This window comes from Microbacterium wangyouchuni (genome assembly GCF_054072595.1).
Window position 1 is genome coordinate 1 of the sequence record NZ_JBSVRM010000008.1, and the last position, 23,139, is coordinate 23,139.

Annotated in this window: 20 protein-coding genes; 15 read left to right on the forward strand and 5 right to left on the reverse strand. The window is 65.3% G+C overall.

Annotation, left to right across the window (positions count from 1 at the left end):
* Positions 1-129 precede the first annotated feature (129 nt).
* Both ACW5CM_RS13830 and ACW5CM_RS13835 read right to left on the reverse strand, forming a co-directional pair.
* Positions 130-1,113 carry an o-succinylbenzoate synthase gene (locus tag ACW5CM_RS13830; protein WP_457125351.1) on the reverse strand — a complete coding sequence of 328 codons (984 nt, stop codon included), beginning with the start codon at positions 1,111-1,113 and terminating at the stop codon, positions 130-132.
* Between the two features lie 115 nt (positions 1,114-1,228).
* A complete protein-coding gene (locus ACW5CM_RS13835; protein ID WP_457125352.1) occupies positions 1,229-2,248 on the reverse strand; it encodes a GNAT family N-acetyltransferase in 1,020 nt (339 codons plus the stop codon).
* Positions 2,249-2,333: 85 nt separating this feature from the next.
* Between ACW5CM_RS13835 and ACW5CM_RS13840 the strand changes: the two genes are divergently transcribed.
* From ACW5CM_RS13840 to ACW5CM_RS13885, 10 genes are all read left to right on the forward strand, one after another.
* Positions 2,334-2,681: a PadR family transcriptional regulator gene (locus ACW5CM_RS13840; RefSeq protein WP_438253071.1), complete on the forward strand. Its 348-nt coding sequence runs from the start codon at positions 2,334-2,336 to the stop codon at positions 2,679-2,681.
* 1 nt (position 2,682) lies between these two features.
* Complete coding sequence (locus tag ACW5CM_RS13845; protein WP_457125353.1) at positions 2,683-3,636, forward strand: permease prefix domain 1-containing protein; 954 nt, start codon at positions 2,683-2,685, stop codon at positions 3,634-3,636.
* Between the two features lie 9 nt (positions 3,637-3,645).
* Positions 3,646-4,545: a 1,4-dihydroxy-2-naphthoyl-CoA synthase gene (locus ACW5CM_RS13850; protein WP_457125354.1), complete on the forward strand. Its 900-nt coding sequence runs from the start codon at positions 3,646-3,648 to the stop codon at positions 4,543-4,545.
* 32 nt (positions 4,546-4,577) lie between these two features.
* Positions 4,578-5,750 carry an AMP-binding protein gene (locus ACW5CM_RS13855; protein ID WP_457125355.1) on the forward strand — a complete coding sequence of 391 codons (1,173 nt, stop codon included), beginning with the start codon at positions 4,578-4,580 and terminating at the stop codon, positions 5,748-5,750.
* 137 nt (positions 5,751-5,887) lie between these two features.
* Positions 5,888-6,679, forward strand: coding sequence for a class I SAM-dependent methyltransferase (locus tag ACW5CM_RS13860; protein WP_457125356.1), 792 nt, complete (start codon positions 5,888-5,890; stop codon positions 6,677-6,679).
* Positions 6,680-6,815: 136 nt separating this feature from the next.
* Positions 6,816-8,039, forward strand: coding sequence for a sensor histidine kinase (locus ACW5CM_RS13865; protein WP_457125357.1), 1,224 nt, complete (start codon positions 6,816-6,818; stop codon positions 8,037-8,039).
* A complete protein-coding gene (locus ACW5CM_RS13870; RefSeq protein ID WP_439256165.1) occupies positions 8,036-8,677 on the forward strand; it encodes a response regulator in 642 nt (213 codons plus the stop codon). Before ACW5CM_RS13865 ends, ACW5CM_RS13870 begins: the two co-directional genes overlap by 4 nt.
* Positions 8,678-8,831: 154 nt before the next feature.
* Positions 8,832-9,593, forward strand: coding sequence for an ABC transporter ATP-binding protein (locus tag ACW5CM_RS13875; RefSeq protein WP_439256164.1), 762 nt, complete (start codon positions 8,832-8,834; stop codon positions 9,591-9,593).
* Positions 9,590-11,050 (forward strand): ABC transporter permease, encoded by a 1,461-nt coding sequence (locus ACW5CM_RS13880; RefSeq protein ID WP_438253079.1) that lies wholly within the window; start codon positions 9,590-9,592, stop codon positions 11,048-11,050. Before ACW5CM_RS13875 ends, ACW5CM_RS13880 begins: the two co-directional genes overlap by 4 nt.
* A gap of 117 nt (positions 11,051-11,167) precedes the next feature.
* Positions 11,168-11,833 carry a 2-phosphosulfolactate phosphatase gene (locus ACW5CM_RS13885; protein ID WP_457125358.1) on the forward strand — a complete coding sequence of 222 codons (666 nt, stop codon included), beginning with the start codon at positions 11,168-11,170 and terminating at the stop codon, positions 11,831-11,833.
* Positions 11,834-11,842: 9 nt separating this feature from the next.
* Here the strand turns inward: ACW5CM_RS13885 and ACW5CM_RS13890 are convergent, their stop codons facing one another.
* From ACW5CM_RS13890 to ACW5CM_RS13900, 3 genes are all read right to left on the reverse strand, one after another.
* A complete protein-coding gene (locus ACW5CM_RS13890) occupies positions 11,843-12,331 on the reverse strand; it encodes a SprT-like domain-containing protein (protein WP_438253082.1) in 489 nt (162 codons plus the stop codon).
* Positions 12,332-12,377: 46 nt separating this feature from the next.
* Positions 12,378-12,905: a hypothetical protein gene (locus tag ACW5CM_RS13895; protein ID WP_438253084.1), complete on the reverse strand. Its 528-nt coding sequence runs from the start codon at positions 12,903-12,905 to the stop codon at positions 12,378-12,380.
* Between the two features lie 81 nt (positions 12,906-12,986).
* Positions 12,987-13,853: a spermidine synthase gene (locus ACW5CM_RS13900; protein WP_457125359.1), complete on the reverse strand. Its 867-nt coding sequence runs from the start codon at positions 13,851-13,853 to the stop codon at positions 12,987-12,989.
* 184 nt (positions 13,854-14,037) lie between these two features.
* On the opposite strand from ACW5CM_RS13900, the gene ACW5CM_RS13905 reads away from it, so the two are divergent.
* From ACW5CM_RS13905 to rpoB, 5 genes are all read left to right on the forward strand, one after another.
* Positions 14,038-15,720, forward strand: coding sequence for an ABC transporter substrate-binding protein (locus tag ACW5CM_RS13905; RefSeq protein WP_439256161.1), 1,683 nt, complete (start codon positions 14,038-14,040; stop codon positions 15,718-15,720).
* Between the two features lie 69 nt (positions 15,721-15,789).
* Complete coding sequence (locus tag ACW5CM_RS13910; RefSeq protein WP_438253087.1) at positions 15,790-16,794, forward strand: ABC transporter permease; 1,005 nt, start codon at positions 15,790-15,792, stop codon at positions 16,792-16,794.
* Positions 16,791-17,741 (forward strand): ABC transporter permease, encoded by a 951-nt coding sequence (locus ACW5CM_RS13915; RefSeq protein ID WP_438253088.1) that lies wholly within the window; start codon positions 16,791-16,793, stop codon positions 17,739-17,741. The genes ACW5CM_RS13910 and ACW5CM_RS13915 overlap by 4 nt, the downstream gene beginning before the upstream one ends.
* Positions 17,742-17,763: 22 nt before the next feature.
* A complete protein-coding gene (locus tag ACW5CM_RS13920) occupies positions 17,764-19,434 on the forward strand; it encodes an ABC transporter ATP-binding protein (RefSeq protein ID WP_438253089.1) in 1,671 nt (556 codons plus the stop codon).
* 202 nt (positions 19,435-19,636) lie between these two features.
* Positions 19,637-23,137, forward strand: a complete 3,501-nt coding sequence (gene rpoB / locus ACW5CM_RS13925) for a DNA-directed RNA polymerase subunit beta (RefSeq protein WP_438253090.1) — start codon at positions 19,637-19,639, stop codon at positions 23,135-23,137.
* Positions 23,138-23,139 lie beyond the last annotated feature (2 nt).

Genomic DNA, 23,139 nt, shown 5'->3' on the forward strand with positions numbered 1-23,139 from the left:
AGTGTCACCACCAAATCAGCAAGAAGCGTTACCGATGTCCTGAGACACAACCGTCACCAATGTCCTGAGACTTCACACATGAGACAGGTCGAACTGCGACGTTTCTCGTGCTGTAAGACGTTTCTCGCGTCAGTTGGCGGATGCTGCGAGCCGCGCGTGGCAGCGAGTCAGGCGTTCGAGCCACCACTCGCGACGGTCCGCGGATGCCGCGAGCCTGTCGAGCCGCGATGCATCGGGAGTGACGCGGCCCACCGGGATCGCTCCGTCGACAGGTGTGCGGTCGGCGACGTCCTCGACGAACAGCGCACCGGTGCCCAGGCCGCAGTCGAAGTCGAGCTGGGGGAGTGCGGCGGCAAGGGCCGCGCCCTGGCTGAGGCCGACTGCTGTATCCAATGCGCTGGAGACCACTGCCGGAAGGCCCGCTTCGGCGACGATGTCCAGTGCTCGGCGAATGCCGCCGAGGGGTTGTGCCTTGATGACGATCAGGTCGGCGGCGCCTGCGCGGGCCACGGCGATCGGGTCCTGCGCCTTGCGGATGCTCTCATCGGCGGCGATCGGAATGCCCATGTACTTCACGCGGCGGCGCACTTCGGCCAGCTCGTCGATGCTCGCGCACGGCTGTTCGGCGTACTCGAGGTCGAATTCGGCGAGAGCATGCAGGGCCCGTTCGGCCTCGTCCACGTTCCAGGCGGCGTTGGCGTCGATGCGTACGCGTCCTTCGGGCCCGAGCGTTTCGCGCACGGCCTGCACGCGGGCAATGTCGTCACTCAGGTGCTGGCCGGGCTCTGCGACCTTCACCTTGGCGGTGCGGCATCCGGGGAAACGTGCCAGCACGTCGGCAACGCGGTCGGCGGCGACGGCGGGCACCGTGGCATTGACCGGAATCCGGTCGCGCAGCGGCGCTGGCTGCGCATTCCAGGCGTAGTCGATCGCTGCGGCGAGCCAGACGGATGCCTCGGCATCCGCATATTCGAGGAACGGGGAGAACTCCGCCCAGCCCTCAGGCCCCTCCAGTAGTAGCGCTTCGCGTACGTCCACTCCACGAAAGCGCGTGGTCATCGGCAATGCGACGACGCGGGCGGTACCGAGCAACTCTGCGAGCGGGACGTTCATGTCCCCATCATGCACTCGCGGAGTGCCGAATCCCAGATGCAGAGTGCTCAGCACGGCGTGTCATACGGCCGACACGCCGTGGCGCCGCGGGCCTGTCTGGGAATCGGGACGCCAGTCAGGTCAAACGCTTTTGGAGTTCGCCCAGGCGTTCGGAGGGGGCGAAGCCCAGGCGGGTGTTGATGGCGAGCATGTGCTCGTTCACGCCGGCGTTGTATGTGTACACCGCCGCGGTCTCCGGAGAGTGGGCCTGCAGCATCCGCAGGTTCGCAAGCTTCACTGCAGTGCCGAGTCGGTTTCCGCGGGCATCGCGGTGCACGAGCGTGCCCCACTGGTACGCGTTCCCATCGTCTCCGGACACGACGATCTGCGTGAAAGCGGCGACTCGGCCGTCGGCATCCAGCGCGATCGTGCCGTAGCTGGTGCGATTCTGCTGCGCCAGCAAGGCTTCGGTCGCGCGCACATCTGCGACGTCCGAGGTGCGCGCTTCGATCTCGAGCGCACCAATCGGCGCCTCTGTTTCGACCGCGGCATCCAGCGCCGCCCAGCCCGCGACGACCTCCTCCGGCACAGCCCCGACCCATGATTGCAGTGTGTACCCGGCGGAGTGTGCGGAAGCCTCGGCATCGAGCCCATCGAGTAGCGCAGCGTCGACGGGCAGTCGGAGTCGGCTCTGCACGTCGCCGAGCGCCAGCGCATATCCGTGCCGTCGGGCGAACTCACGGCCGGGGATTCCGGTGCCGTCCTCGCCCGCGGCATATGGCCAGGAGGTCTCACTGTTCAGGATGCTGCGCCCGGCGGCTTGTGCGTCGCCTTCTAGCAGTGTCAGTACGGCGCTACCGATCCCGCGTCGTCGCAGCGCCGGTGCGACATGCACGCCGAGCTCGGCGCTGTGCACGTTGTCGCGCTGGGGCAGTGCGAGCCGCGCGGATGCGGCGACATCGCCGTCGAGGTGCGCAAGGTAGGCGCGCCGCTCGATCGTGTCGGTGCGCTGCTGCAGTTCGAGTCGAGATTCCTCGAGTGTCCACACCGGGGTGTCCTGGCCGCGATCAGCGCGCTCCGCGGCCGCGTAGATCTCCCACCAGATGTCCACGGCAGCGTTGTCGAAAGGGTCGATTCGGGTGAGGTGCACAGGCATGTGATCGACGTTAGTCGATCGGATCAGGGCCTGAATAATAATGTGGCATTGACTATAGTGTGTGAGACACAGTAATGTGATCGACATGAGTGAGACGCTGGATACGCATCTGCAGGAACTGCGGCGCGGCACTGTCGTGCTTGCGTGTCTGCAGTTGCTGCGGAGTCCCGGGTACGGCTACGCGCTGCTCGAGGAACTCGTGCGTCGCGGCTTCGCCACCGATGCGAACACGCTGTACCCCCTGCTTCGCCGGCTCGAGAAGCAGGAGTACCTCACCAGCGAGTGGAACACCGACGAGGCCAGGCCCCGCAAGTTCTACCGCACCTCAGAGGCGGGCATCCGGCTCGCTGACACGCTCACCCAGGACTGGCTCGCGCTCACTGCCGCGATCGCCACGCTCACCTCCACATCTTCAGACACTGAGGAGCACTGAAATGACCGCCACACTCACCGAGCGGTACATCGCTGCCGTCACGAAAACTTTGAACCCCACCGCACAGGACGACGTGCGCGTCGAGCTCGAGGCATCCATCGCCGATGCCGTCGACGCGCGTCTGGAGCAGGGGGAAACGCGCGAGGATGCTGAGCGCACGGTGCTCACCGAGCTGGGCGATCCAGCTGCGCTCGCCGCGGGCTTCGCCGATCGGCCGCTGCACCTGATCGGTCCGCGCTACTACCTCACCTGGTGGCGCCTGCTGAAGCTGCTGCTGATCATTGTTCCGGTATCGGTGGCTGGCGCAGTCGCGCTCGGTCAGGCGATCGCGGGCGGGAACATCGGTGAGACCATCGGCTCGGCCATTGGAATCGGGCTGAGCGTCGCCGTACACATCGCATTCTGGGTGACGCTGGTGTTCGCCGTGCTGGAGCGCACAGGGGCAGACACCGGGGTGCGCTGGGACGTGGACCAGCTCCCGGAGCCGCAGGTGAAGGAGGCGCCACGCACTGAACTCATCACCTCCCTGGCCTACCTGGTGATCGTGACCGGCGCGGTGCTCTGGGATCACTTCCGCGGATTCTTTCCCACCGGCGGCGAGCCCATCGCGATCCTCAACCCCGAGCTGTGGCCATGGTGGATCGGAGGACTCTTCGTGCTCTTGGCCGCCGAAGTCGTGCTCGCCATCGCTGTGTACGGGAATAAGAGCTGGAACCGCGGCCTCGCGATCTTCAACACTGCACTCGCCGTGCTTTTCGTGAGCTGGTGGCTGACGCTGCTCGGTCGGGGCGATCTCATCAATCCCGAGTTCATCGACTTCGCGTTCACCGGAGCAGTGGACGAAAACGCGCTGCGCATCCTCGCAATCCTGACCGGTTTTGCGGCTGTCGGAATCGCCGTGTGGGACAGCATCGACGGCTGGCGCAAGGCGCGCCGCACAGCGGCTCAGGCATAGGCTGGACTCATGGTCTCCGATCTCTTCGACCCGGCCGAATGGGTGCTCGCGCCCGGCGCCGAGGACTACACCGACATCACCGCGCACGTCTCCGTCGACGGCGGTGTCGCCCGCATCGCGTTCAACCGTCCGGAGGTGCGCAACGCGTTCCGCCCGCACACGGTCGACGAGCTGTACCGGGCACTCGACATCGCCCGCCAGGACCCGAAGATCGGCGCCGTGCTGCTCACCGGCAACGGCCCGAGCGCGAAGGACGGCGGCTGGGCGTTCTGCTCCGGCGGCGACCAGCGTATCCGCGGCCGTGACGGATACAAGTACTCCGAGGACGAGACGGCGGTCGCCAACCCGGCGCGCGCCGGACGCTTGCACATTCTCGAGGTGCAGCGCCTGATCCGCTTCATGCCGAAGGTGGTCATCGCTGTAATCCCCGGGTGGGCGGCCGGTGGCGGTCACTCGCTGCACATCGTCTGCGACCTGTCGATTGCCTCCGCCGAGCACGGCAAGTTCAAGCAGACGGATGCCGACGTCGGCAGCTTCGACGCCGGCTATGGCTCGGCCTACATGGCGCGTCAGACCGGGCAGAAGATCGCGCGCGAGGTGTTCTTCCTCGCCGAGGAGTACTCCGCGCAGCGTGCCTATGAGATGGGTGCGGTCAACCGTGTCGTGCCGCACGAGGATCTGGAACGTGAAGCACTGAAGATGGCGCGCACGGTGCTGACGAAGTCGCCCACGGCGATCCGCATGCTGAAGTTCGCGTTCAATGCTGTCGATGACGGAATGATGGGTCAGCAGGTGTTCGCCGGCGAGGCGACGCGTCTGGCCTATGGCACCGATGAGGCTGTTGAAGGCCGCGACTCCTTCCTCGAGAAGCGCGACCCCGATTGGTCCCCTTTCCCGTACCACTTCTGACCACCCCGCACACGGCTCGCGAGACTTCACTTATGTCCCAGATTGACCCCGAAAACAGTACATACGCGAAGTCTCGCGCGCTGATTTCGACGGATGGGGAAGATCCACTTGCCTTGTTGGGTGCGCTGAGGGGGGCACTGGACGGCGGGCCGGCTCTCGGGCTTGGGATGCTGGGCGATCGGCCAGACACCGTCGCTGACGGCACGGCCGCGGTGATCGGTACCTCAGGATCAAGTGGCATCCCCAAACGAGTGGTCGTGAGTGCCGAAGCGTTGCGTGCCGGCGCCGAAGCGACTGCGAGCCGGATCGGGACCGGCCGCTGGCTGCTCGCTCTTCCCGCGGGATACGTCGCAGGGCTCCAAGTGTTGGTCCGATCAATTCTCTCGGGCACGACACCAGCGACGCTGGACGGCGGATTCTCGCCTCGATCCTTCGCCGAGGCGACGCTGCCAATGCTTCGTGCCGGCACCGAGCAGCTGTTCACTTCGCTCGTGCCCGCTCAGGTGTCGACACTTCTCGAAGCGGCGGACGAAGACACGACAGTACTCGCCGCTCTCCAGGCATACCAGGCGATTCTCGTCGGCGGACAGGCGCTGCCTGAACCCGTGCGCGAGCGCGCAGCGGAGATGGGCGCTCGTCTTGTGCGCACCTACGGTTCGTCCGAGACGAGTGGCGGATGCGTGTACGACGGCATCCCGTTGGAAACCGTTGCTGTGAGAGAGGTTGAGGGGGAGCTGCGCATCGCTGGCCCCATGCTCGCCGATGGATACCTCGGCGACCCCGGCCTCACAGCGCGGACGTTCGTGCGCGATGAGCACGGCATCCGCTGGTATCGCACTGGCGACCTCGGCATCGTCGAGGACGGCATCGTGCGTGTGCACGGCCGGGCCGACAACGTGATCGTCTCCGGTGGCGTCAATATTTCGCTCGATCGTGTCGAACGGCTGGTTCGCAGCATCCCGGGGCTCACCGGTGCCGTGGTTGTCGGCGTCGAGGACGAGCGATGGGGCGAAGCATCTGTAATCGTTGCCGCGCGCGCCGCGGCCCTGCGTCGCAGCGAGGCCGAGCAGCTCGAGCATGCGCGCGAGGTCGTCGCTGCAGAGCTGGGCAAGCCCGCGCGTCCCGCGCGCCTGGTGGTCGTCGACGAGATCGCCACCTTGGCATCCGGCAAGCCCGACCGCGAGGCCGTCCGCCGCCTGCTCTGAAAACCCCTTGCGAGTGGGCGTTTGTGGCTCCACTTTTGCCGGAAATGCAGCCACGCGCGCCCACTCGCAAGGGGCGCAAGGGGCGCAAGGGGCGCAAGGGGCGCAAGGGGCGGGAAGGTGCGTGGGATGCTGGAGGGATGGCGAACTACACCCACGGACACCACGAGTCGGTGCTGCGCTCGCACAGCAACCGGACGATCGCGAACTCGGCGGAGTACCTTCGCCCGCACCTGAATGCTGATGCGCGACTTCTCGACGTCGGTGCGGGACCGGGCACGATCACGGTCGAGTTCGCACAGCACGTCGCGCACGTCACCGCGACCGAGATCGGCCCGGCCGAGCTGGCACTCTCGCAGAAACTCGCCGCAGAGTCGGGCGTGGCGAACATCGACTTCTCGATCGAAGACGTGCACGCGCTGAGCTTCGCTGACAACTCTTTCGACATCGTGCACACGCACCAGGTGCTGCAGCACGTCGCTGATCCGGTGCAGGCGCTGCGCGAGATGCGACGGGTCACCAGGCCCAGCGGAATCGTCGCTGCGCGCGACGCCGATTATGCCGGCTTCGTCTGGTTCCCGCTGCTGCCCGAACTCGATGAGTGGCTGCGGCTGTACCGGGCTGCGGCGCGCGCGAACGGCGGGGAGCCGGATGCCGGACGCCGACTACTCTCGTGGGCTCGGGCTGCGGGGTTCGAACAGGTGACGGCGACAGCATCCACCTGGTGTTATGCGACGCCTGAGGAGCGCGCGTGGTGGGGCGGTATGTGGGCCGACCGCATTCTCGAGTCGGCGCTCGCACGCCAACTTGTCGATAGCGGGATGGCGACCGGCGCAGACCTCCAGCGCATCAGTACCGCGTGGCGTGCCTGGGCGGACGACGGCGACGGCTGGTATCTCCTCCCGCACGGCGAGATCCTCGCACGCGCCTGAGCCCAGCCCGCTCCCTCCCCATCCGCGAAACTTCACGTGTGTCGCTAAAAAGGGCGCTGCGCGTGACATACGTGAAGTTTCGCGGATACATCTTCCGGCGGATGCCGGGGCACGGTGCCTCGCGTAGCGTGAGAGGGTGATCCGACCGCTGTCTCGCACCTCGCTCGTCCTCGACGTCGTCGGGTCGTTCGTGCTGTTCGCGATACTGACACTGACATCGCTGGCGTTCTACGGGTCCGGAAACCTCAGCACGACAATGACTGAGGCCGTCGGCGTCATCGCCCTGGTCATCGCAGGGGTGCTGCAGTTTGGCGCGGTCGCGATCGGACGACTTGCTCCCGGAATTGCGCTCATCGCAGCCTGGGCCGGCGCGATCGTGCAATTGGCGGGGGGACTCGGCCCACTGCCGATCAACCTTGCGATCCTGGGCGTGCTGTACGCGACGGCCGCGTGGGGCACGACGCGTGTCTTCTGGGCGGGGCTTGCCTCATCGTTCGTCGGCGGCATCGTCGCTGCCGCGCAGATCGCGTTCGTCCTCGGCGGGTTCACCGCGACCGGATTCGCCAGCGCGGTGGCCACGTTCGTCCTTGTAGCGATCATGAGCATCCTTGCGCTCGGCTCGCCCTGGCTCGGAGGCTTCGGGTGGCGTATGGTGCTGCGCTGGCGCACCAGCCGCGAAGCACAGTCGGTCGCCGAGCTCTCTGCAGCGGAAGAACAAGAACGGGTGCGCATCGCACGCGACATGCACGACATCGTCGCGCATTCGCTGGCGGTGATTGTGGCTCAGTCTGACGGGGCTCGCTATGCCGCAGCATCCGATCCTGGTGTGGCCACCGAGGCGCTCGGCACGATTGCGCAGACGGCCCGAGGAGCGCTGTCCGACGTGCGGATGCTGCTGACACAACTCCGCCACCGCCAGGGTGATGGCCCGCAACCGACCCTCGCCGACCTCGAACAGCTTTTCGAGCATGTGCGCCAGGCGGGTGTTGAGCCGCGCGTCACCATTGATCCGATGCCACCGGGCGAGCCGCCCGGAGCGATTCAGCTCGCGGTGTATCGCATTCTGCAAGAGGCATTGACGAATGCGATCAGGCATGGTGCGGGCGGCGCGCAGGCCGTTGTGGATGTGCGCCTGGCCTGGATGCCGGACCGCGTCGACTTCGAAGTGCGCAACGCTGTCACCGCGGATGCGACGCAGTCAGTGCCGGGCGGGCACGGCCTGGTCGGCATGCGTGAACGCGCGCAACTCATCGGCGGTTCCCTCACCGCTGCGCGCGAGAGCGATGAATTCGTGGTGCGTGGGTCGCTGCCGATCGGAACAGCATCCGACGCTCTTGTAATTTCGGAGGAGAATGAATGATCCGCGTAATGCTCGTCGACGATCAGGCACTGTTTCGTGCCGGCATCCGGATGCTGGTTTCCTCGCAACCAGACATGGAAGTCATCGCAGAGGCGGGCAATGGGCAAGAAGCGCTCGCCGCAGTGACCGGATCACGGCCGGATGTCGTCCTGATGGATATCCGGATGCCGGTGATGGACGGACTCACCGCCACCGCTGAGATCCTGAAGAAGTCGGATGCGCCCCGGGTCGTGATGCTCACCACTTTCGATCTCGATGAGGCGGCCGCCAGAGCGATCCGTCAGGGCGCCAGCGGGTTCTTGCTGAAAGACGCTGATCCGGAGTTTCTCCTGGCGGCGATCCGCACCGTTCATTCCGGGTCGAGCGTGATCGCAGCATCCGCCACTCGTGAGCTGTTCGCGCACTTCACAGAGCAGGCAAAGCCCGTGCCGGCGCAGTTCGCGGCTCTCACCGACCGCGAGCGGGAGATCTTCGCACTCGCTGCCCGCGGTCTGTCGAACGCCGAGATTGCCGGGCGGGAGTTCCTCAGCGAGGCCACGGTGAAAACGCACATCAGTCGTATCCTCACCAAACTCGCCCTGCGCGACCGGGTGCAGTTGGTCGTCTTTGCGTTCGAGCACGGACTGACCACCCCCTGACACACCCCCACCCCCCCCGCGAAACTTCACGTATGTCACCAAATTCCGCGATATTGCGGACATAAGTGAAGTCTCGCGGATCATCCTTGGGATGTACACGGATGCTCCGTGCGGGCGATGCGGGGAGGCCCTCGGCGGTCGTAACGTCGTAGGTATGGAGATCACAACCACCGACCTCGGGCTCGCTGCCCGCGTGCAGCACCTCACCAAGTCGTACGGCTCAGGAGCCGGAGCCGTCACCGCACTCGACGACGTCAGCGTCGGCATCCGGCGCGGACAGTTCACCGCGATCATGGGGCCGTCCGGCTCGGGAAAGTCCACCCTCATGCACATCATGGCGGGGTTGGATGCGCCGACTGCTGGGCGCGCGTGGATCGGCGACACCGACATCACCGGCCTCAGCGACCTCGACCTGACGATTCTGCGCCGCCGGCGTGTGGGCTTCATCTTCCAAGCGTTCAACCTCGTGCCCACCCTCGACGCTCTTGGAAACATCATGCTGCCGTTCGAGCTCGACGGCCGGCGACCCAGCGCGATCGAGAAAGCGCGCATCGACGGGCTCGTCGACCGCCTCGGGCTGGCGACCCGGTTGACCCACCGCCCGCACGAGCTCTCCGGCGGACAGCAGCAGCGCGTCGCCATCGCTCGCGCGCTCGCTACGGCCCCTGACCTCGTCTTCGCCGATGAGCCGACCGGCAATCTCGACTCGCGCTCGGGGCGTGAGGTGCTGCAATTGCTGGCAACCGCCAGCCGCGAGCAGGGACAGTCGATCGCCATGGTCACTCACGATGCGATCGCCGCCAGTCACGCCGACCGGGTGCTTTTCCTCGGCGATGGCCGCATCGTCGCTGACCACCCGCGTCAGAGCGCCGAGCAGATCGCGTCGTACATGCTGGCGGCCGAGGTGGCAGCATGAGCGCCGTGGCGACGTTCGTCCCGGAGTCGACGGCCACTGGTCCGCGGTTCGGTTGGCTGCGCGACCGGGGGATGGGCGCCAGCATTCTGGTCGCGGCGCTCTCATCGGCGTTCGGCGTCGTGCTGGTCGAAGCGACCGCCTACATCGGCGCAATGCTGAAGTCCGACCCCTACATCGGCGACAGCGGCACACTCGCAGCGGTCGTCACAATCCTCAGCGTGCTGCTGGTCGGCGTGGCTCTCTATGTCGCGGCCATCGTCACGGCGAACACCTTCTCGACGATCATCGCCGGACGCACCCGACGCATCGCGCTGATGCGGCTGATCGGGGCCAGCGCGCGCTCGCAGCGGGCAGAAGTGGCACAGCAGGGCCTTGTCGTCGGCGTGATCGGTGCGGTGCAGGGGCTGATCGTGGGCCTCCTGCTTGCGGCAGCCGGGGTCTATCTTGCCGAAAATTTCCTGGGCCCCGTCTCCGACTTCACGATGACGCAGCCGACGATCCTCATTCCGGCTGTCGGTGTCGTGCTGACGACTTGGGCCGCCGCATGGGTCGGATCTCGCCGCGTGCTGGCTGTGACGCCGTTGCAGGCGATTGCCGGTTCCGTCGAGCGCTCACATGCGGATGCTGCGGCACGGCCGGCCCGTCACGTCGGGGCGCTGGTGCTGCTCGTCGTGGGTGCGGTGCTGCTCGCGCTGGGCGTCCTGGCGGGGCTGGTCACTCCGCTCGGTGTGATCGTGTCGTTCCTCGGCGGGCTGTTGTCGTTCACCGGATTGTCGGTGGGCGCGGTGCTCATCATGCCGCCGGCGCTGCGCATCGTCGGGCGGCTTTTTGGCCGCTCCGCGACGGCGAAGCTCGCCGCGGAGAACGCGTTGCGCTACCCGGAGCGTTCCAGCCGCATGGCCATCGGCGTGGTGATGGGCGTCACTCTGGTGACGATGTTTGCTGTCGCACTCGAGTCGGTGGAGGTGCTGCTCACGAAAGCGGCCGGTGGTGAGCTCGACTCTGACTTCTCGATGATCATGGACAGCTTCGGCACGATCATGATGGTGCTGGTCGGAATCTCGGCGGTGATCGCCGGAGTGGGGTTGGTGAACCTGCTGACGATCGGCGTCGTGCAGCGTCGGCGCGAGCTCGGGCTGCTTCGCGCGGTTGGTCTGTCCAACCGTCAGGTGCGGCAGATGATCCTGCTCGAGGCACTGCACATCACAATCACGGCGACGGCGACTGGGCTGCTGCTCGGCATCGCCTACGGATGGATCGCGGCGCAGTCGCTGCTCGGCTCGGTGCAGATGCCGCCGGACTTCGACCAAGCTGCGGGACTCGTGGCACCCGCCGTGCCATGGCTGCCGATTGCGGTGATCGTGGTGGCAACGGGGATGCTGACGCTCATCGCCGCAGCGACCCCCACCCGCCTCGCGACTCGCGTCGCCCCGGTCGAGGCGCTCGCCGTCGATTGAGCGGGTGCGCGCGCCAGGGCCGGTGCCAGGGCCGGTGCCAGGGCCGGTGCCGGTGCCAGGGCCGGTGCCGGTGCCGCTGCCACGGCTCGGTCATGGGGAATCTTCTAGGCTAGGCACATGTCGCACACCTTCGATCAGTCGTCGTTTCAGGTCCGTTTCGACTGGGGAATCGCCGGACTCGAGCGGCTGGCCGCGGCCGACGTCGTGGTCGTGGTCGACGTACTGCGGTTCTCCTCGACGGTGACGGATGCCGTGGCATCCGGGCAATCCATCGAACTCGCCGATGCACGGCAGTGGTCGCCGAACGGGGCCGCCGTCGCCGCGGCCGCGCAGGGTGCCACCGTCCTGCTCGGGTCGCTGCGCAACGCTTCGGCCGTTGCGCGCGCGGTGCTCGAGATCCAGAATCGCCGTCAGATGCGAACCTCGGTGAACGTGATCGCCGCTGGCGAGCGAACGGATGCCGGTGACCTCCGCTTCGCTGTCGAAGACCAGCTGGGAGCCGGAACCATCATCTCCGCGCTCAGCGATCTCGGCGCAGATCACACCTCACCGGAAGCGGCCGCAGCGTGCGAATCCGCGCGCGGACTGCGCCGGGCCATGCGGCATCTGCTCACGGCCTCGGGATCGGCTAAAGAACTCGCAGCGGGGGTCGGGGGAACAGTGGCGACCGAGCGAATGATCGCGGCGGGGATCGTTCCGACCGAGCCGAAGGCGGCAGCCGAAATCGATGCGACAGACGCCGTGCCCGTGCTCAACGCGGGCGCGTTCATCACGTTCCGGTAGGGCGACGAATCAGCGCGGTGTCTGAGCGGCGAGCTTCGTCGCCGGGCTGATCTCGCGACGAACCCACTCGAACGCGAACCGCGCGTCGAACGCCCGCGAACACTTGGCGCATGAGGTCGGCCGGCCGGGGCGGCGATGACGATAGGTCACGTGGCCGGTCGGACACGTTCCCACCCACGGTGCGAGCTCCTCGGCCGTTTCGCCGTGGTGCGTGGTGCCGCCGACGTAGCCGAGGTCACGGGCGATGCGTTTCCACTTCGCCCCGTGCGCGGCCTTGTGTCCGGCGAGGGCATGAGCGACCTCGTGCAGCAGCACCTGGTGGATTTCGTCGTCGTCGAAACGTGCCGCGAGATAGCGCGACACAGTGATCTTCTTCGCCCCGAAATCGCACTGCCCGGCGCGGCGTTTGGCATGGTCGAAGCCGAAGGACCAGGTCTCGTCGAGGTGCATCCGAATCAGCGCCTCGCCCCAGACGCGCACACGGTTCAGGTCCGCCATGCGCCCAGCGTAAAACATCCCGCAGACATTCGGGGCGACCCAGTGGTCAGGGGAAGACGAGCTGTCCGCTGCGGCGCTTCTCTGCAGCCTCGATCGCCAGCAGCGCGGTTTCCAGCTCGGGGTCGGCAGCACCGGCCTCGCGGCGCAGGAACAGCGCCTGCTTGAAGCTGTCCCGAGCCTGGTCGAAGTCGCCGGCATCGTAGGCATTCTTGCCGTGATGCTGGTACGCGAATGCCGCGATCGATGCCCAGCCCTGTCCTTCGGCTTCAGACGCGCAGGTTGCCAACTCCTGCTCCGCGGCGGCGTACGCGCCGCGGTACTGCAGAATCGTCGCGTGCAGCACGCGGGAACGCAGTACGTCCTTTCGAGTCCCCGCCATGCGCGCGACTCGGACGGACTCGTCGGAGAGGTGCAGTGCTTCATCCAGACGGTCGAGAACCTTCAACAGCCAGACGCGCTCAAGTAGCGCCGGCAGGCTCCGTTGAGCCTCGATCTCAGACAGTCGGGCAGCGCATTCGACCTGGTCGACCTGTTCCCGAAGAGTGTCTGGGTCGTAACCCTTGATGTAACCCATTGTGCTCTCCTCTCGCAGCGCTTGTCCTAGTCTGCCTGTCATTGCGCAGGAGGGGCCGCTGGCGCGCCCCGGAAGGGCATTTCAGCGCAGGAACAGCGATGCGTCCGGCTTCGGGGATGCCACAGCATCCGCGTCTGTGACGATGTGGGCGCCCTTCGCGAAGGCCGCGATCTCGGTGCCCTGAGCGATCTTCGCCGGATGGGGGCCAGCAGCCAGCATTCGGGGCAGCCACTCGGTGGGCAGGGGAGAGGCAGATGCTGCGATGACCAGGTTCCCGAACCGGCGCCCCTTGAGTACCTGCGTATCGGCGAGCAGTGCGACCTCCGGAAGGGCGGTGGCGATTGTGGCGACCTGCCGTCTTGCGAAGGCGAGACCGGGGCCATCGGCGACGTTGACCAGCAGCACCCCTGAAGGCGCAAGGAGGGTGCGAAGCTCCGTGTAGAACTCGACGCTGGTCAAGTGTGCTGGTGTCTGTGCGCCGGAGTAGACGTCAGAGACGACCAGATCGCACACACCGGTCAGCGCAGGTGGGAGCTTACGCGCGCCCTCCCGCGCATCGCCGATGCGCACGCGGATCGACGCGTCGCGCGGCAGGGGAAGATGCTCGCGAACGAGAGCTGCGAGTGGGGCTTCCAGTTCGATCACCTGCTGACGAGAACCGGGCCGGGTCGCAGCGATGTAGCGCGGAATGGTCAGGGCTCCGGCGCCGAGATGTACGGCTGTCAGGGCTGCGCCCGGGGACGTGAGCTGATCGATGACGGCACCCATGCGCACGATGTACTCGAAGTGCAGATGCGTCGGGTCGTCGAGATCGACATGCGACTGCGGGGTGTCGTCGACGATGAGTTCGAATCCGCTGGTGAACTCCGACGGGATGATCCGCGCGATGCCGCCGTGGTCCAGATGGGCCTGAGGATGCTCGGTGTCTTTTGTGCGCGTTCTACCCATGGGAACGAGCCTACGGTGCGACGGTCGTCCGCGCGGAGGCGCAAGCGTTACCCAGCCGATACCAGATCGAAACACGGAAGCGTTTGGATAACTGGAGCGTGCTGGGTAGCGTCAGATCATCACCGTGATGGGGCGACGACGCCCTAGCACGCGCAACGAAGCGCCCACAGGGAAGGTACCCAGCATGAACCACTCATCCATGCGTCGACGAGGCCTCATCGCCGTCACCGGCACCGCGATCGCAGCCATGCTGCTCGCGGGTTGTGTCGCCAGCGAGAGAGAAGCCGACACCGAGGACTCCGGTGAGAGCACGAGCGACATCGACGGCACATTCGTGTTCGCCGCGTCTTCGGACCCCGTGGCTCTCGACCCGGCTTTCGCCCAGGACGGCGAGACGTTCCGCGTCTCACGTCAGATTTTCGAAGGCCTGATCGGTACCGAGCCCGGAACCGCAGACCCCGCGCCTCTGCTCGCGGAGAAGTGGGACTCCAGCGAAGACGGCATGAGCCACACCTTCACCTTGAAGGAAGGGGTGACCTTCCACGACGACACCCCATTCAACGCCGAGGCCGTCTGCTCCAACTTCGATCGCTGGTACAACTGGACGGGCCTTGCCGCGTCCGAGGCCTTCGGGTATTACTACTACAAGCTGTTCCAGGGCTTCGCGTCGAACCCGGAACAGGCTGTCTACAAGTCATGCACCCCGGACGGCGACTACTCCGTCACGGTCGAGCTGAACAAGCCGTTCGCCGGCTTCATCCCCGCTCTGTCACTGCCGGCATTCTCGATGCAGAGTCCCTCCGCGATGGCGGAGTTCGGCGCAGACGAGGTCGGCGGCTCCGCCGAGGCTCCGCAGATGTCCGAGTACGGCATGGCGCACCCGGTCGGAACCGGCCCCTTCCAGTTCGATGAGTGGGCTCCGGGCGAGCAGGTCACGCTCACGGCCTATGACGGATACTGGGGCGAACAGGGCCAGATCGACGAGATCATCTTCCGTACGATCGATGACCCGACAGCCCGCCGCCAGGCGCTGGAGTCCGGGGCGATCGACGGTTACGACCTCGTTGGCCCGGCAGACACACAGGCGCTGGAGGAGGACGGATTCCAGATGGTCTCCCGTCCGCCGTTCACGATCCTCTACCTGGCGTTCAACCAGGCGATCCCCGAGCTGCAGGACCCCACTGTTCGTGAGGCGCTGTCGTTCGCGATCGACAAGGATGCCCTGATCACTCAGGTTCTTCCCGAGGGAACACAGAAGGCGATCGAGTTCATGCCTCCGGTCGTCAACGGCTACAACGAAGACGTCACCACCTACGACTTCGACCCCGAGAAGGCCAAGGAGCTTCTCGCGGAGGCCGGCTACACCGAGGCCAATCCGCTGAAGCTGGACTTCAACTACCCGGTCAACGTCTCGCGCCCGTACATGCCGGACCCCGAGCAGATCTTCACCGTGCTCTCGACACAGCTGGCGGCCGTCGGCGTGGAGACCACTCCCGTATCCGAAGAGTGGGGCGAGTACCTCGACCGCACGACCGGCACCGCAGACCACGGCATCCACCTGCTCGGCTGGACGGGTGACTACAACGACACCGACAACTTCGTCGGAGTCTTCTTCGGCCAGCAGAGCTCCGAGTGGGGCTTCGACAACCCGGACCTCTTCCAGAAGCTCGCCGAGGCGCGCGGCATCGCGAACCTGGAAGAGCAGAGCGCGCTGTACGAGCAGATCAACGAGGATGTCGCGCAGTTCATCCCCGGCGTCCCGCTCGCGCACCCGGCACCCACCCTGGCCTTCGACCCGCGGGTCGAAAGCTACCCTGCCAGCCCGGTGAATGACGAGGTCTTCACGGACATCGTCCTCACCAAGTAAGGATTCACGCGTGGTGGTACCCGGTGCGAACCGGGTGCCACCACGCACCTGAAAAGCTGGGAGTACTTTTTGCTGCGCACCATCGGCAGGCGACTGCTGTTTCTCATTCCGACTCTGCTGGGCCTGAGCATTCTGCTGTTCGCCTGGGTCAGAGCTCTTCCCGGCGGCCCGGCGGTCGCACTTCTCGGAGAGAAGGCGACGCCAGAAGCCGTCGCCCGAATCAACGAACTCTATGGCTTCAACAAGCCGCTGATCGAGCAGTACTTCATCTGGATCGGTCGGCTGCTGCAGGGCGATTTCGGCACTTCTATTCAGACCAACCGTCCGGTGCTGGAAGAGTTCCTCCGCCGCTTCCCCGCGACGATTGAACTGTCGATCACCGCTCTGATCTTCGCGGTCGGCGTCGGCATTCCGCTGGGATACTGGGCGGCGCGACGACACGGCAAGTTCAGCGATCACGCTGCTGTTGTGCTGAGCCTGGTCGGCATCACCATTCCGGTGTTCTTCCTGGCCTTCATCTTGAAATACATCTTCGCCGTTCAGCTGGGCTGGTTGCCCTCGGACGGGCGCCAGAACCCGCGAATAGATGCCACTCATCCCACCGGCTTCTACGTGTGGGACGGCATCATCACCGGCGAATTCGATGCGTCGTGGGATGCGTTCCTGCATCTGGTCCTGCCCGCACTCGCACTGGGCACCATCCCGTTGGCGATCATCGTCCGCATCACCCGCGCGAGCGTGCTCGAGGTGCAGAACGCCGACTATGTGCGCACCGGACGCGCAAAGGGTGTGTCCGCATCGACGCTGCGCGGACGCTTCATCCTCCGCAACTCCATGCTGCCGGTGATCACAACGATCGGTCTGCAGACGGGATTGCTGATCTCGGGGGCGGTGCTGACCGAGACGGTGTTCGCCTTCCCCGGCATCGGCTCGTTCCTGGCGCGGGCCATCTTCACCCGTGACTTCCCCGTGCTGCAGGGCTTCATCATCTTCATCGCCATCGCCTACGCGCTGATTAACCTCGCGGTGGACGTCTCCTATAGCTTCATCGACCCGAGAGTGAGGGTGCAATGAGCGTTCCGCTTCCACCAGCACAGGGCGGCGAGGTCATCGACACCGTTGCCATCGCACAGTCCGAACTCAAAGACAGCACCGGCGGCTTCTGGCGTGATGTCTTCCGCCGGCTGCGGCACAATCCGACCGCATGGATCGGCGCGGCCATCGTGCTCATCTTCCTGCTCATCGCGGCTCTCGCTCCGTTGCTGGCGCCGTATCCGGAGACCGCTCTTCCCGGTGCGAAGTTCATCACGCCGACGAATATTCCGGGTCCGGGTGAGCTCCCGGAATTCCCTCTCGGATTGGACCGATTCGGCGGCGACGTGCTGTCGAAGCTCATCTGGGGTGCGCAGGCATCGTTGATGGTCGGCGTCATCTCCACCGCCATCGGGTTGGTGGGCGGCATGATCCTCGGCCTTATCGCCGGAACCTTCGGCGGCTGGGTGGACACGGTCATCATGCGCATCGTCGACATCATCCTGTCGGTGCCGAACCTGCTGCTGGCGGTTTCCATCGCGGCGATCCTGGGACAGACGCCATCTGCGGTCATGATCGCCATCGGTGCCTCACAGGTGCCGATCTTCGCTCGGCTCCTGCGCGCATCGATGCTGCAGCAGCGCTCAAGCGACTACGTGCTCTCCGCGCAGACACTGGGCCTCGGCCGCGGACGAATCACCATGTCGCACGTGTTGCCGAATGCGATCGGCCCCGTCATCGTGCAGGCAACACTCACCCTGGCGACGGCCGTGATCGATGCGGCAGCGCTGTCGTTCCTCGGCCTCGGCGGCGGGCGTCCGGAGACGGCGGAATGGGGGCGGATGCTGACCTACGCACAGAGTGAACTGGCGATTGCGCCGTGGCTGGCGTTCTTCCCGGGTATCTGTATTGCCGTCACAGCTCTGGGCTTCACCCTCTTCGGCGAGGCGCTGCGCGAATCCATGGACCCGAGAACGAGAGCACGCTGATATGTCGATGAAGCAGCAGAGCATGACCGCACCCCTCCTCTCTGTTGAGGATCTCGCCGTGGATTTCAATACCGTCGACGGCGTCGTGCACGCGGTCGAGGGCGTGAGCCTGGAGATCTCCGCGGGCGAGACGGTCGCGATCGTGGGGGAGTCCGGCTCCGGCAAATCCACCACGGCCATGGCGATCATCGGGCTGTTGGCCGGTGGCGGACGCATCGCCGCCGGCAGCGTCCGGTTAGACGGAGCGGAGATCTCGAAAGCATCCGAGTCCGAGCTGCAGAAGATTCGCGGGCGCGACATCGGGCTCGTTCCGCAGGACCCGATGTCGAACCTAAACCCGGTCGCCAAGATCGGAACGCAGGTCGCCGAGACGCTGCTCGCGCACGGTCTCGCCACCCGGCAGAACGTGTCTGCGAAGGTCGTCGAGGCGCTGGAAGCCGCGGGGCTTCCGGATGCTGAGAAGCGGGCGAAGCAGTACCCCCATGAGTTCTCCGGCGGCATGCGCCAGCGTGCACTGATCGCGATCGGATTGGCGTGCAATCCGCGCCTGTTGATCGCGGACGAACCCACGAGTGCGCTGGATGTCACCGTGCAGCAGACGATTCTCGATCAGATCGGTGCAATGACGCGCGAGCTCGGCACCGCGGTGCTGCTGATCACGCACGATCTCGGCCTGGCGGCGGAGCGGGCAGAGCGCGTGATCGTGATGCACCGCGGCAAGGTTGTGGAGCAGGGCGCGGCGAAGCAGATCCTGGAAGCCCCACAGCATCCGTACACGCAGTCCCTCGTCGCGGCGGCACCGTCGGTCGCGGTGGCGCGCCTGCAGCCGGCGGCATTTACTGCGGCATCCGACAAGACCCGGTCGGTGAGTGAGCGGAGCGAGGCGAAACGTGCCTCCGTCGCATCCGACAACATCGTCGAGATCAAGAACCTCACCAAGGTGTACCCGGTGCGCGGTCGCGGCGAGGACTTCGTCGCCGTCGACGATGTCTCCCTGGCGATTCCTCGGGGCGAGACGGTCGCGATCGTGGGGGAGTCGGGGTCGGGCAAGACCACGACAGCGCGGATGCTGTTGAAGGTGATCGAGCCGACCAGCGGCCTGATCACGTTCGAGGGCAAAGACATCTCCGCGCTCAGCCGTGCGGAGACGCGCGACTTCAGGCAGCGCGTGCAGACGATCTTCCAGGATCCGTATTCGAGCCTGAACCCGATGTTCACGATCGAGCGTCTGATCGCTGAACCGCTGGAGTTCTACCGGCGCGGCAATAGCGCCGATCGGCGTAAACGGGTGCGACAACTGCTGGATGATGTGGCGCTGCCGCAGTCGATGCTGCGCCGGTACCCGGCAGAGCTCTCCGGCGGTCAGCGTCAGCGCGTAGCAATCGCTCGGGCGCTGGCTTTGTCGCCGGAGCTGATCGTCTGCGATGAGCCGGTCTCGGCGCTGGATGTGCTCGTGCAGGATCAGATCCTGACGCTGCTGGGCGACCTGCAACGTGAGTACGGGCTGAGCTATCTGTTCATCTCGCACGATCTGGCCGTCGTGCGGTTGATCAGCGACTACGTATGCGTGATGAAGGACGGCGCACTCGTCGAGGCGGCCACCAGTGAGGAGATCTTCACGAACCCTCGAGACCCGTATACACGGCGGTTGCTGGCGTCCATTCCCGGCAACGAACTCAACATCGCCTCCTGACGAACGGATGCCAATACCGCAGCATCCGGAATTGGTCAAGGATTCCGCTTGCCATGTCGCGAAATCCGACGTATAGTTGATCTTTGCGCCTCGGTTCTCCCTGCCCTCATATGGTGGTCGGCAGTTGTTGAGCATACGAACGCGCACTCACCTGACGACAAAGGAATCGAGAAGCCCTGCGGGGCTCACGGAGGTTATTCCCTTGGCTGCTGCTCGCAACGCATCCACATCCACCACCAACAAGAACGGGCGCGGCGTCTCGCGGCTCTCGTTCGCCAAGATCTCCGACACGCTGGAGGTTCCTGACCTTCTCGCGTTGCAGACCGAGTCGTTTGATTGGCTCGTCGGCAACGAAGCGTGGAAGACCCGTCTCGCCGAAGGCAAGAAGGCCGGCCGTACGGACCTCAATGAGTTCAGTGGTCTGGAGGAGATCTTCGAGGAGATCTCCCCGATCGAAGACCTCAGCGAGACCATGCAGCTGAGCTTCACGAACCCGTACCTGGAGCCGGAGAAGTACTCGATCGACGAGTGCAAGGAGCGTGGCAAGACCTACGCTGCTCCGCTGTACGTCGAAGCCGAGTTCATGAACCACCAGACCGGTGAGATCAAGACTCAGACCGTCTTCATGGGTGATTTCCCCCTGCAGACCGGCAAGGGCACGTTCATCATCAACGGCACCGAGCGTGTCGTCGTGTCGCAGCTGGTGCGCTCCCCGGGTGTCTACTTCGACAAGTCCCCGGACAAGACCTCTGACAAGGACATCGTCTCCGCTCGCGTCATCCCGAGCCGTGGTGCATGGCTCGAGTTCGAGATCGACAAGCGCGACCAGGTCGGCGTGCGCATCGACCGCAAGCGCAAGCAGTCCGTCACCGTGTTCCTGAAGGCCCTCGGCATGACCAGCGAAGAGATTCTCGCTGAGTTCAGTGGCTTCCCCTCGATCGAGGAGACGCTGGCCAAGGACACCATCCTCACCAAGGAAGACGCGCTTCGCGACATCTACCGCAAGCTCCGTCCGGGCGAGCAGGTTGCCGCTGAGGCCGCCCGTGCGCTGCTGGACAACTTCTACTTCAACTCGAAGCGCTACGACCTCGCGAAGGTCGGCCGCTACAAGATCAACCAGAAGCTGGGCCTGAACCAGCCGCTGGGCTCCTCGGTGCTGACGGTCGAAGACATCGTCGCGACCATCAAGTACCTCGTGCGTCTGCACCGTGGCGATGAGACCTTCACCGGCCTCCGCGGCGGCAAGAAGGCCGAGATCCGTATGGCGACGGACGACATCGACAACTTCGGCAACCGTCGCATCCGCGCCGTTGGCGAGCTCATCCAGAACCAGGTTCGCACCGGTCTGTCCCGTATGGAGCGCGTCGTTCGCGAGCGCATGACCACACAGGACATCGAAGCGATCACGCCGCAGACCCTGATCAACGTGCGTCCTGTCGTCGCCGCGATCAAGGAGTTCTTCGGAACGTCGCAGCTGTCGCAGTTCATGGATCAGAACAACCCGCTCGCGGGTCTGACCCACAAGCGCCGCCTCTCGGCCCTCGGCCCCGGTGGTCTCTCACGTGACCGCGCAGGCGTCGAGGTGCGTGACGTTCACCCGTCGCACTACGGCCGCATGTGCCCCATCGAGACCCCTGAAGGCCCGAACATCGGTCTGATCGGTTCGCTGGCAACCTTCGCGCGCATCAACGCCTTCGGTTTCATCGAGACCCCGTACCGCCGCGTCGTCGACAGCAAGGCGACCGACCAGATCGACTACCTCACGGCAGCCGAAGAGGTTGACTTCAACATTGCTCAGGCCAACGCGCCGCTGGGCAAGGATGGCGCCTTCCTCGACAGCCACGTGCTTGCTCGTCCTAAGGGCGGTAGCGGTGAGGTCGACATGTTCGAGCCCGCCGAGATCGGCTACATGGACGTGTCGCCGCGTCAGATGGTGTCGGTTGCAACCTCGCTCGTGCCGTTCCTTGAGCACGATGACGCACAGCGCGCGCTCATGGGCGCGAACATGCAGCGTCAGGCTGTGCCGCTGCTGCGCAGCGACTCGCCGCTGGTCGGAACCGGTATGGAAGGCTACGCAGCCATCGACGCCGGTGATGTCATCTCGGCTGAGAAGGCCGGAGTCGTCACCGAGGTCTCCGCAGACCGCGTTGTCGTTCAGCTCGACGAGGGTGGAACGCAGGAGTACTACCTGCGCAAGTTCGACCGCTCGAACCAGGGCACGTCCTACAACCAGAAGGTCGTCGTCTCCGCAGGCGAGCGGGTCGAGGTCGGCGAGATCATCGCTGATGGTCCCGCCACCCAGAACGGTGAGCTCGCGCTCGGCAAGAACCTGCTCGTCGCGTTCATGCCGTGGGAAGGCTACAACTTCGAGGATGCGATCATCCTCAGCCAGGACCTGGTGAAGGACGACACCCTCTCCTCGATTCACATCGAAGAGTACGAGGTTGACTCCCGCGACACGAAGCTCGGCAAGGAGGAGATCACCCGTGACCTCCCCAACGTCAGCCCCGAGTTGCTGAAGGACCTCGACGAGCGCGGCATCATCCGCATCGGCGCCGAGGTTCGCCCCGGCGACATCCTCGTCGGCAAGGTCACGCCGAAGGGCGAGACCGAGCTGAGCGCTGAGGAGCGTCTGCTCCGTGCGATCTTCAACGAGAAGAGCCGTGAAGTTCGCGACACTTCGCTGAAGGTTCCCCACGGTCAGCAGGGCACGATCATCGCTGTCAAGGAGTTCAACGCGGAAGATGGCGATGACGAGCTCGGCAGCGGCGTCAACCGCCGCGTCGTGGTCTACATCGCTCAGAAGCGCAAGATCACCGAGGGTGACAAGCTTGCTGGCCGTCACGGCAACAAGGGTGTCATCGCGAAGATCCTCCCGATCGAGGACATGCCGTTCCTTCCGGATGGCACCCCGGTCGACATCGTCCTGAACCCGCTGGGTATCCCGGGACGTATGAACTTCGGCCAGGTCATGGAGACCCACCTCGGATGGATCGCTAAGCAGGGATGGAAGGTCGAAGGTAACCCGGAGTGGGCATCAACGCTGCCCGAGGTCGCTTTCGAGGCCGCTCCTGGCACCAAGGTCGCCACCCCGGTGTTCGACGGCGCTGAAGAGCACGAGATTGCAGGTCTTCTCGACTCGACGCTGCCGACTCGCGATGGCCACCGCCTGATCGACTCGACCGGAAAGACGGTCCTGTTCGACGGTCGTTCTGGCGAGCCGTTCCCTGCGCCGGTCTCGGTGGGCTACATGTACATCTTGAAGCTCCACCACCTGGTGGACGACAAGATCCACGCCCGCTCGACCGGACCGTACTCCATGATCACCCAGCAGCCGCTCGGTGGTAAGGCACAGTTCGGTGGACAGCGCTTCGGTGAGATGGAAGTGTGGGCGCTTGAGGCCTACGGTGCGGCATACGCGCTCCAGGAGCTCCTCACGATCAAGTCTGATGACATCCTCGGCCGCGTGAAGGTCTACGAGGCGATCGTCAAGGGCGAGAACATCCAGGAGCCTGGCATCCCCGAGTCGTTCAAGGTGCTCATGAAGGAGATGCAGTCGCTCTGCCTGAACGTCGAGGTCCTCTCGGCTGACGGCACCGCGGTCAACCTCCGCGACACTGACGACGAGGCATTCCGCGCAGCGGAAGAGCTCGGTATCAACATCTCCAGCCGATTCGAGTCCGCCTCGATCGACGAGATCTGACG

Bases quoted from the DNA above. Each gene is read 5' to 3' on its own strand.
- ACW5CM_RS13830 (WP_457125351.1), bottom strand. From the start codon at position 1,113: ATGAACGTCCCGCTCGCAGAGTTGCTCGGTACCGCCCGCGTCGTCGCA.
- ACW5CM_RS13835 (WP_457125352.1), bottom strand. From the start codon at position 2,248: ATGCCTGTGCACCTCACCCGAATCGACCCTTTCGACAACGCTGCCGTG.
- ACW5CM_RS13840 (WP_438253071.1), top strand. From the start codon at position 2,334: ATGAGTGAGACGCTGGATACGCATCTGCAGGAACTGCGGCGCGGCACT.
- ACW5CM_RS13845 (WP_457125353.1), top strand. From the start codon at position 2,683: ATGACCGCCACACTCACCGAGCGGTACATCGCTGCCGTCACGAAAACT.
- ACW5CM_RS13850 (WP_457125354.1), top strand. From the start codon at position 3,646: ATGGTCTCCGATCTCTTCGACCCGGCCGAATGGGTGCTCGCGCCCGGC.
- ACW5CM_RS13855 (WP_457125355.1), top strand. From the start codon at position 4,578: ATGTCCCAGATTGACCCCGAAAACAGTACATACGCGAAGTCTCGCGCG.
- ACW5CM_RS13860 (WP_457125356.1), top strand. From the start codon at position 5,888: ATGGCGAACTACACCCACGGACACCACGAGTCGGTGCTGCGCTCGCAC.
- ACW5CM_RS13870 (WP_439256165.1), top strand. From the start codon at position 8,036: ATGATCCGCGTAATGCTCGTCGACGATCAGGCACTGTTTCGTGCCGGC.
- ACW5CM_RS13875 (WP_439256164.1), top strand. From the start codon at position 8,832: ATGGAGATCACAACCACCGACCTCGGGCTCGCTGCCCGCGTGCAGCAC.
- ACW5CM_RS13880 (WP_438253079.1), top strand. From the start codon at position 9,590: ATGAGCGCCGTGGCGACGTTCGTCCCGGAGTCGACGGCCACTGGTCCG.
- ACW5CM_RS13885 (WP_457125358.1), top strand. From the start codon at position 11,168: ATGTCGCACACCTTCGATCAGTCGTCGTTTCAGGTCCGTTTCGACTGG.
- ACW5CM_RS13890 (WP_438253082.1), bottom strand. From the start codon at position 12,331: ATGGCGGACCTGAACCGTGTGCGCGTCTGGGGCGAGGCGCTGATTCGG.
- ACW5CM_RS13895 (WP_438253084.1), bottom strand. From the start codon at position 12,905: ATGGGTTACATCAAGGGTTACGACCCAGACACTCTTCGGGAACAGGTC.
- ACW5CM_RS13900 (WP_457125359.1), bottom strand. From the start codon at position 13,853: ATGGGTAGAACGCGCACAAAAGACACCGAGCATCCTCAGGCCCATCTG.
- ACW5CM_RS13905 (WP_439256161.1), top strand. From the start codon at position 14,038: ATGAACCACTCATCCATGCGTCGACGAGGCCTCATCGCCGTCACCGGC.
- ACW5CM_RS13915 (WP_438253088.1), top strand. From the start codon at position 16,791: ATGAGCGTTCCGCTTCCACCAGCACAGGGCGGCGAGGTCATCGACACC.
- ACW5CM_RS13920 (WP_438253089.1), top strand. From the start codon at position 17,764: ATGACCGCACCCCTCCTCTCTGTTGAGGATCTCGCCGTGGATTTCAAT.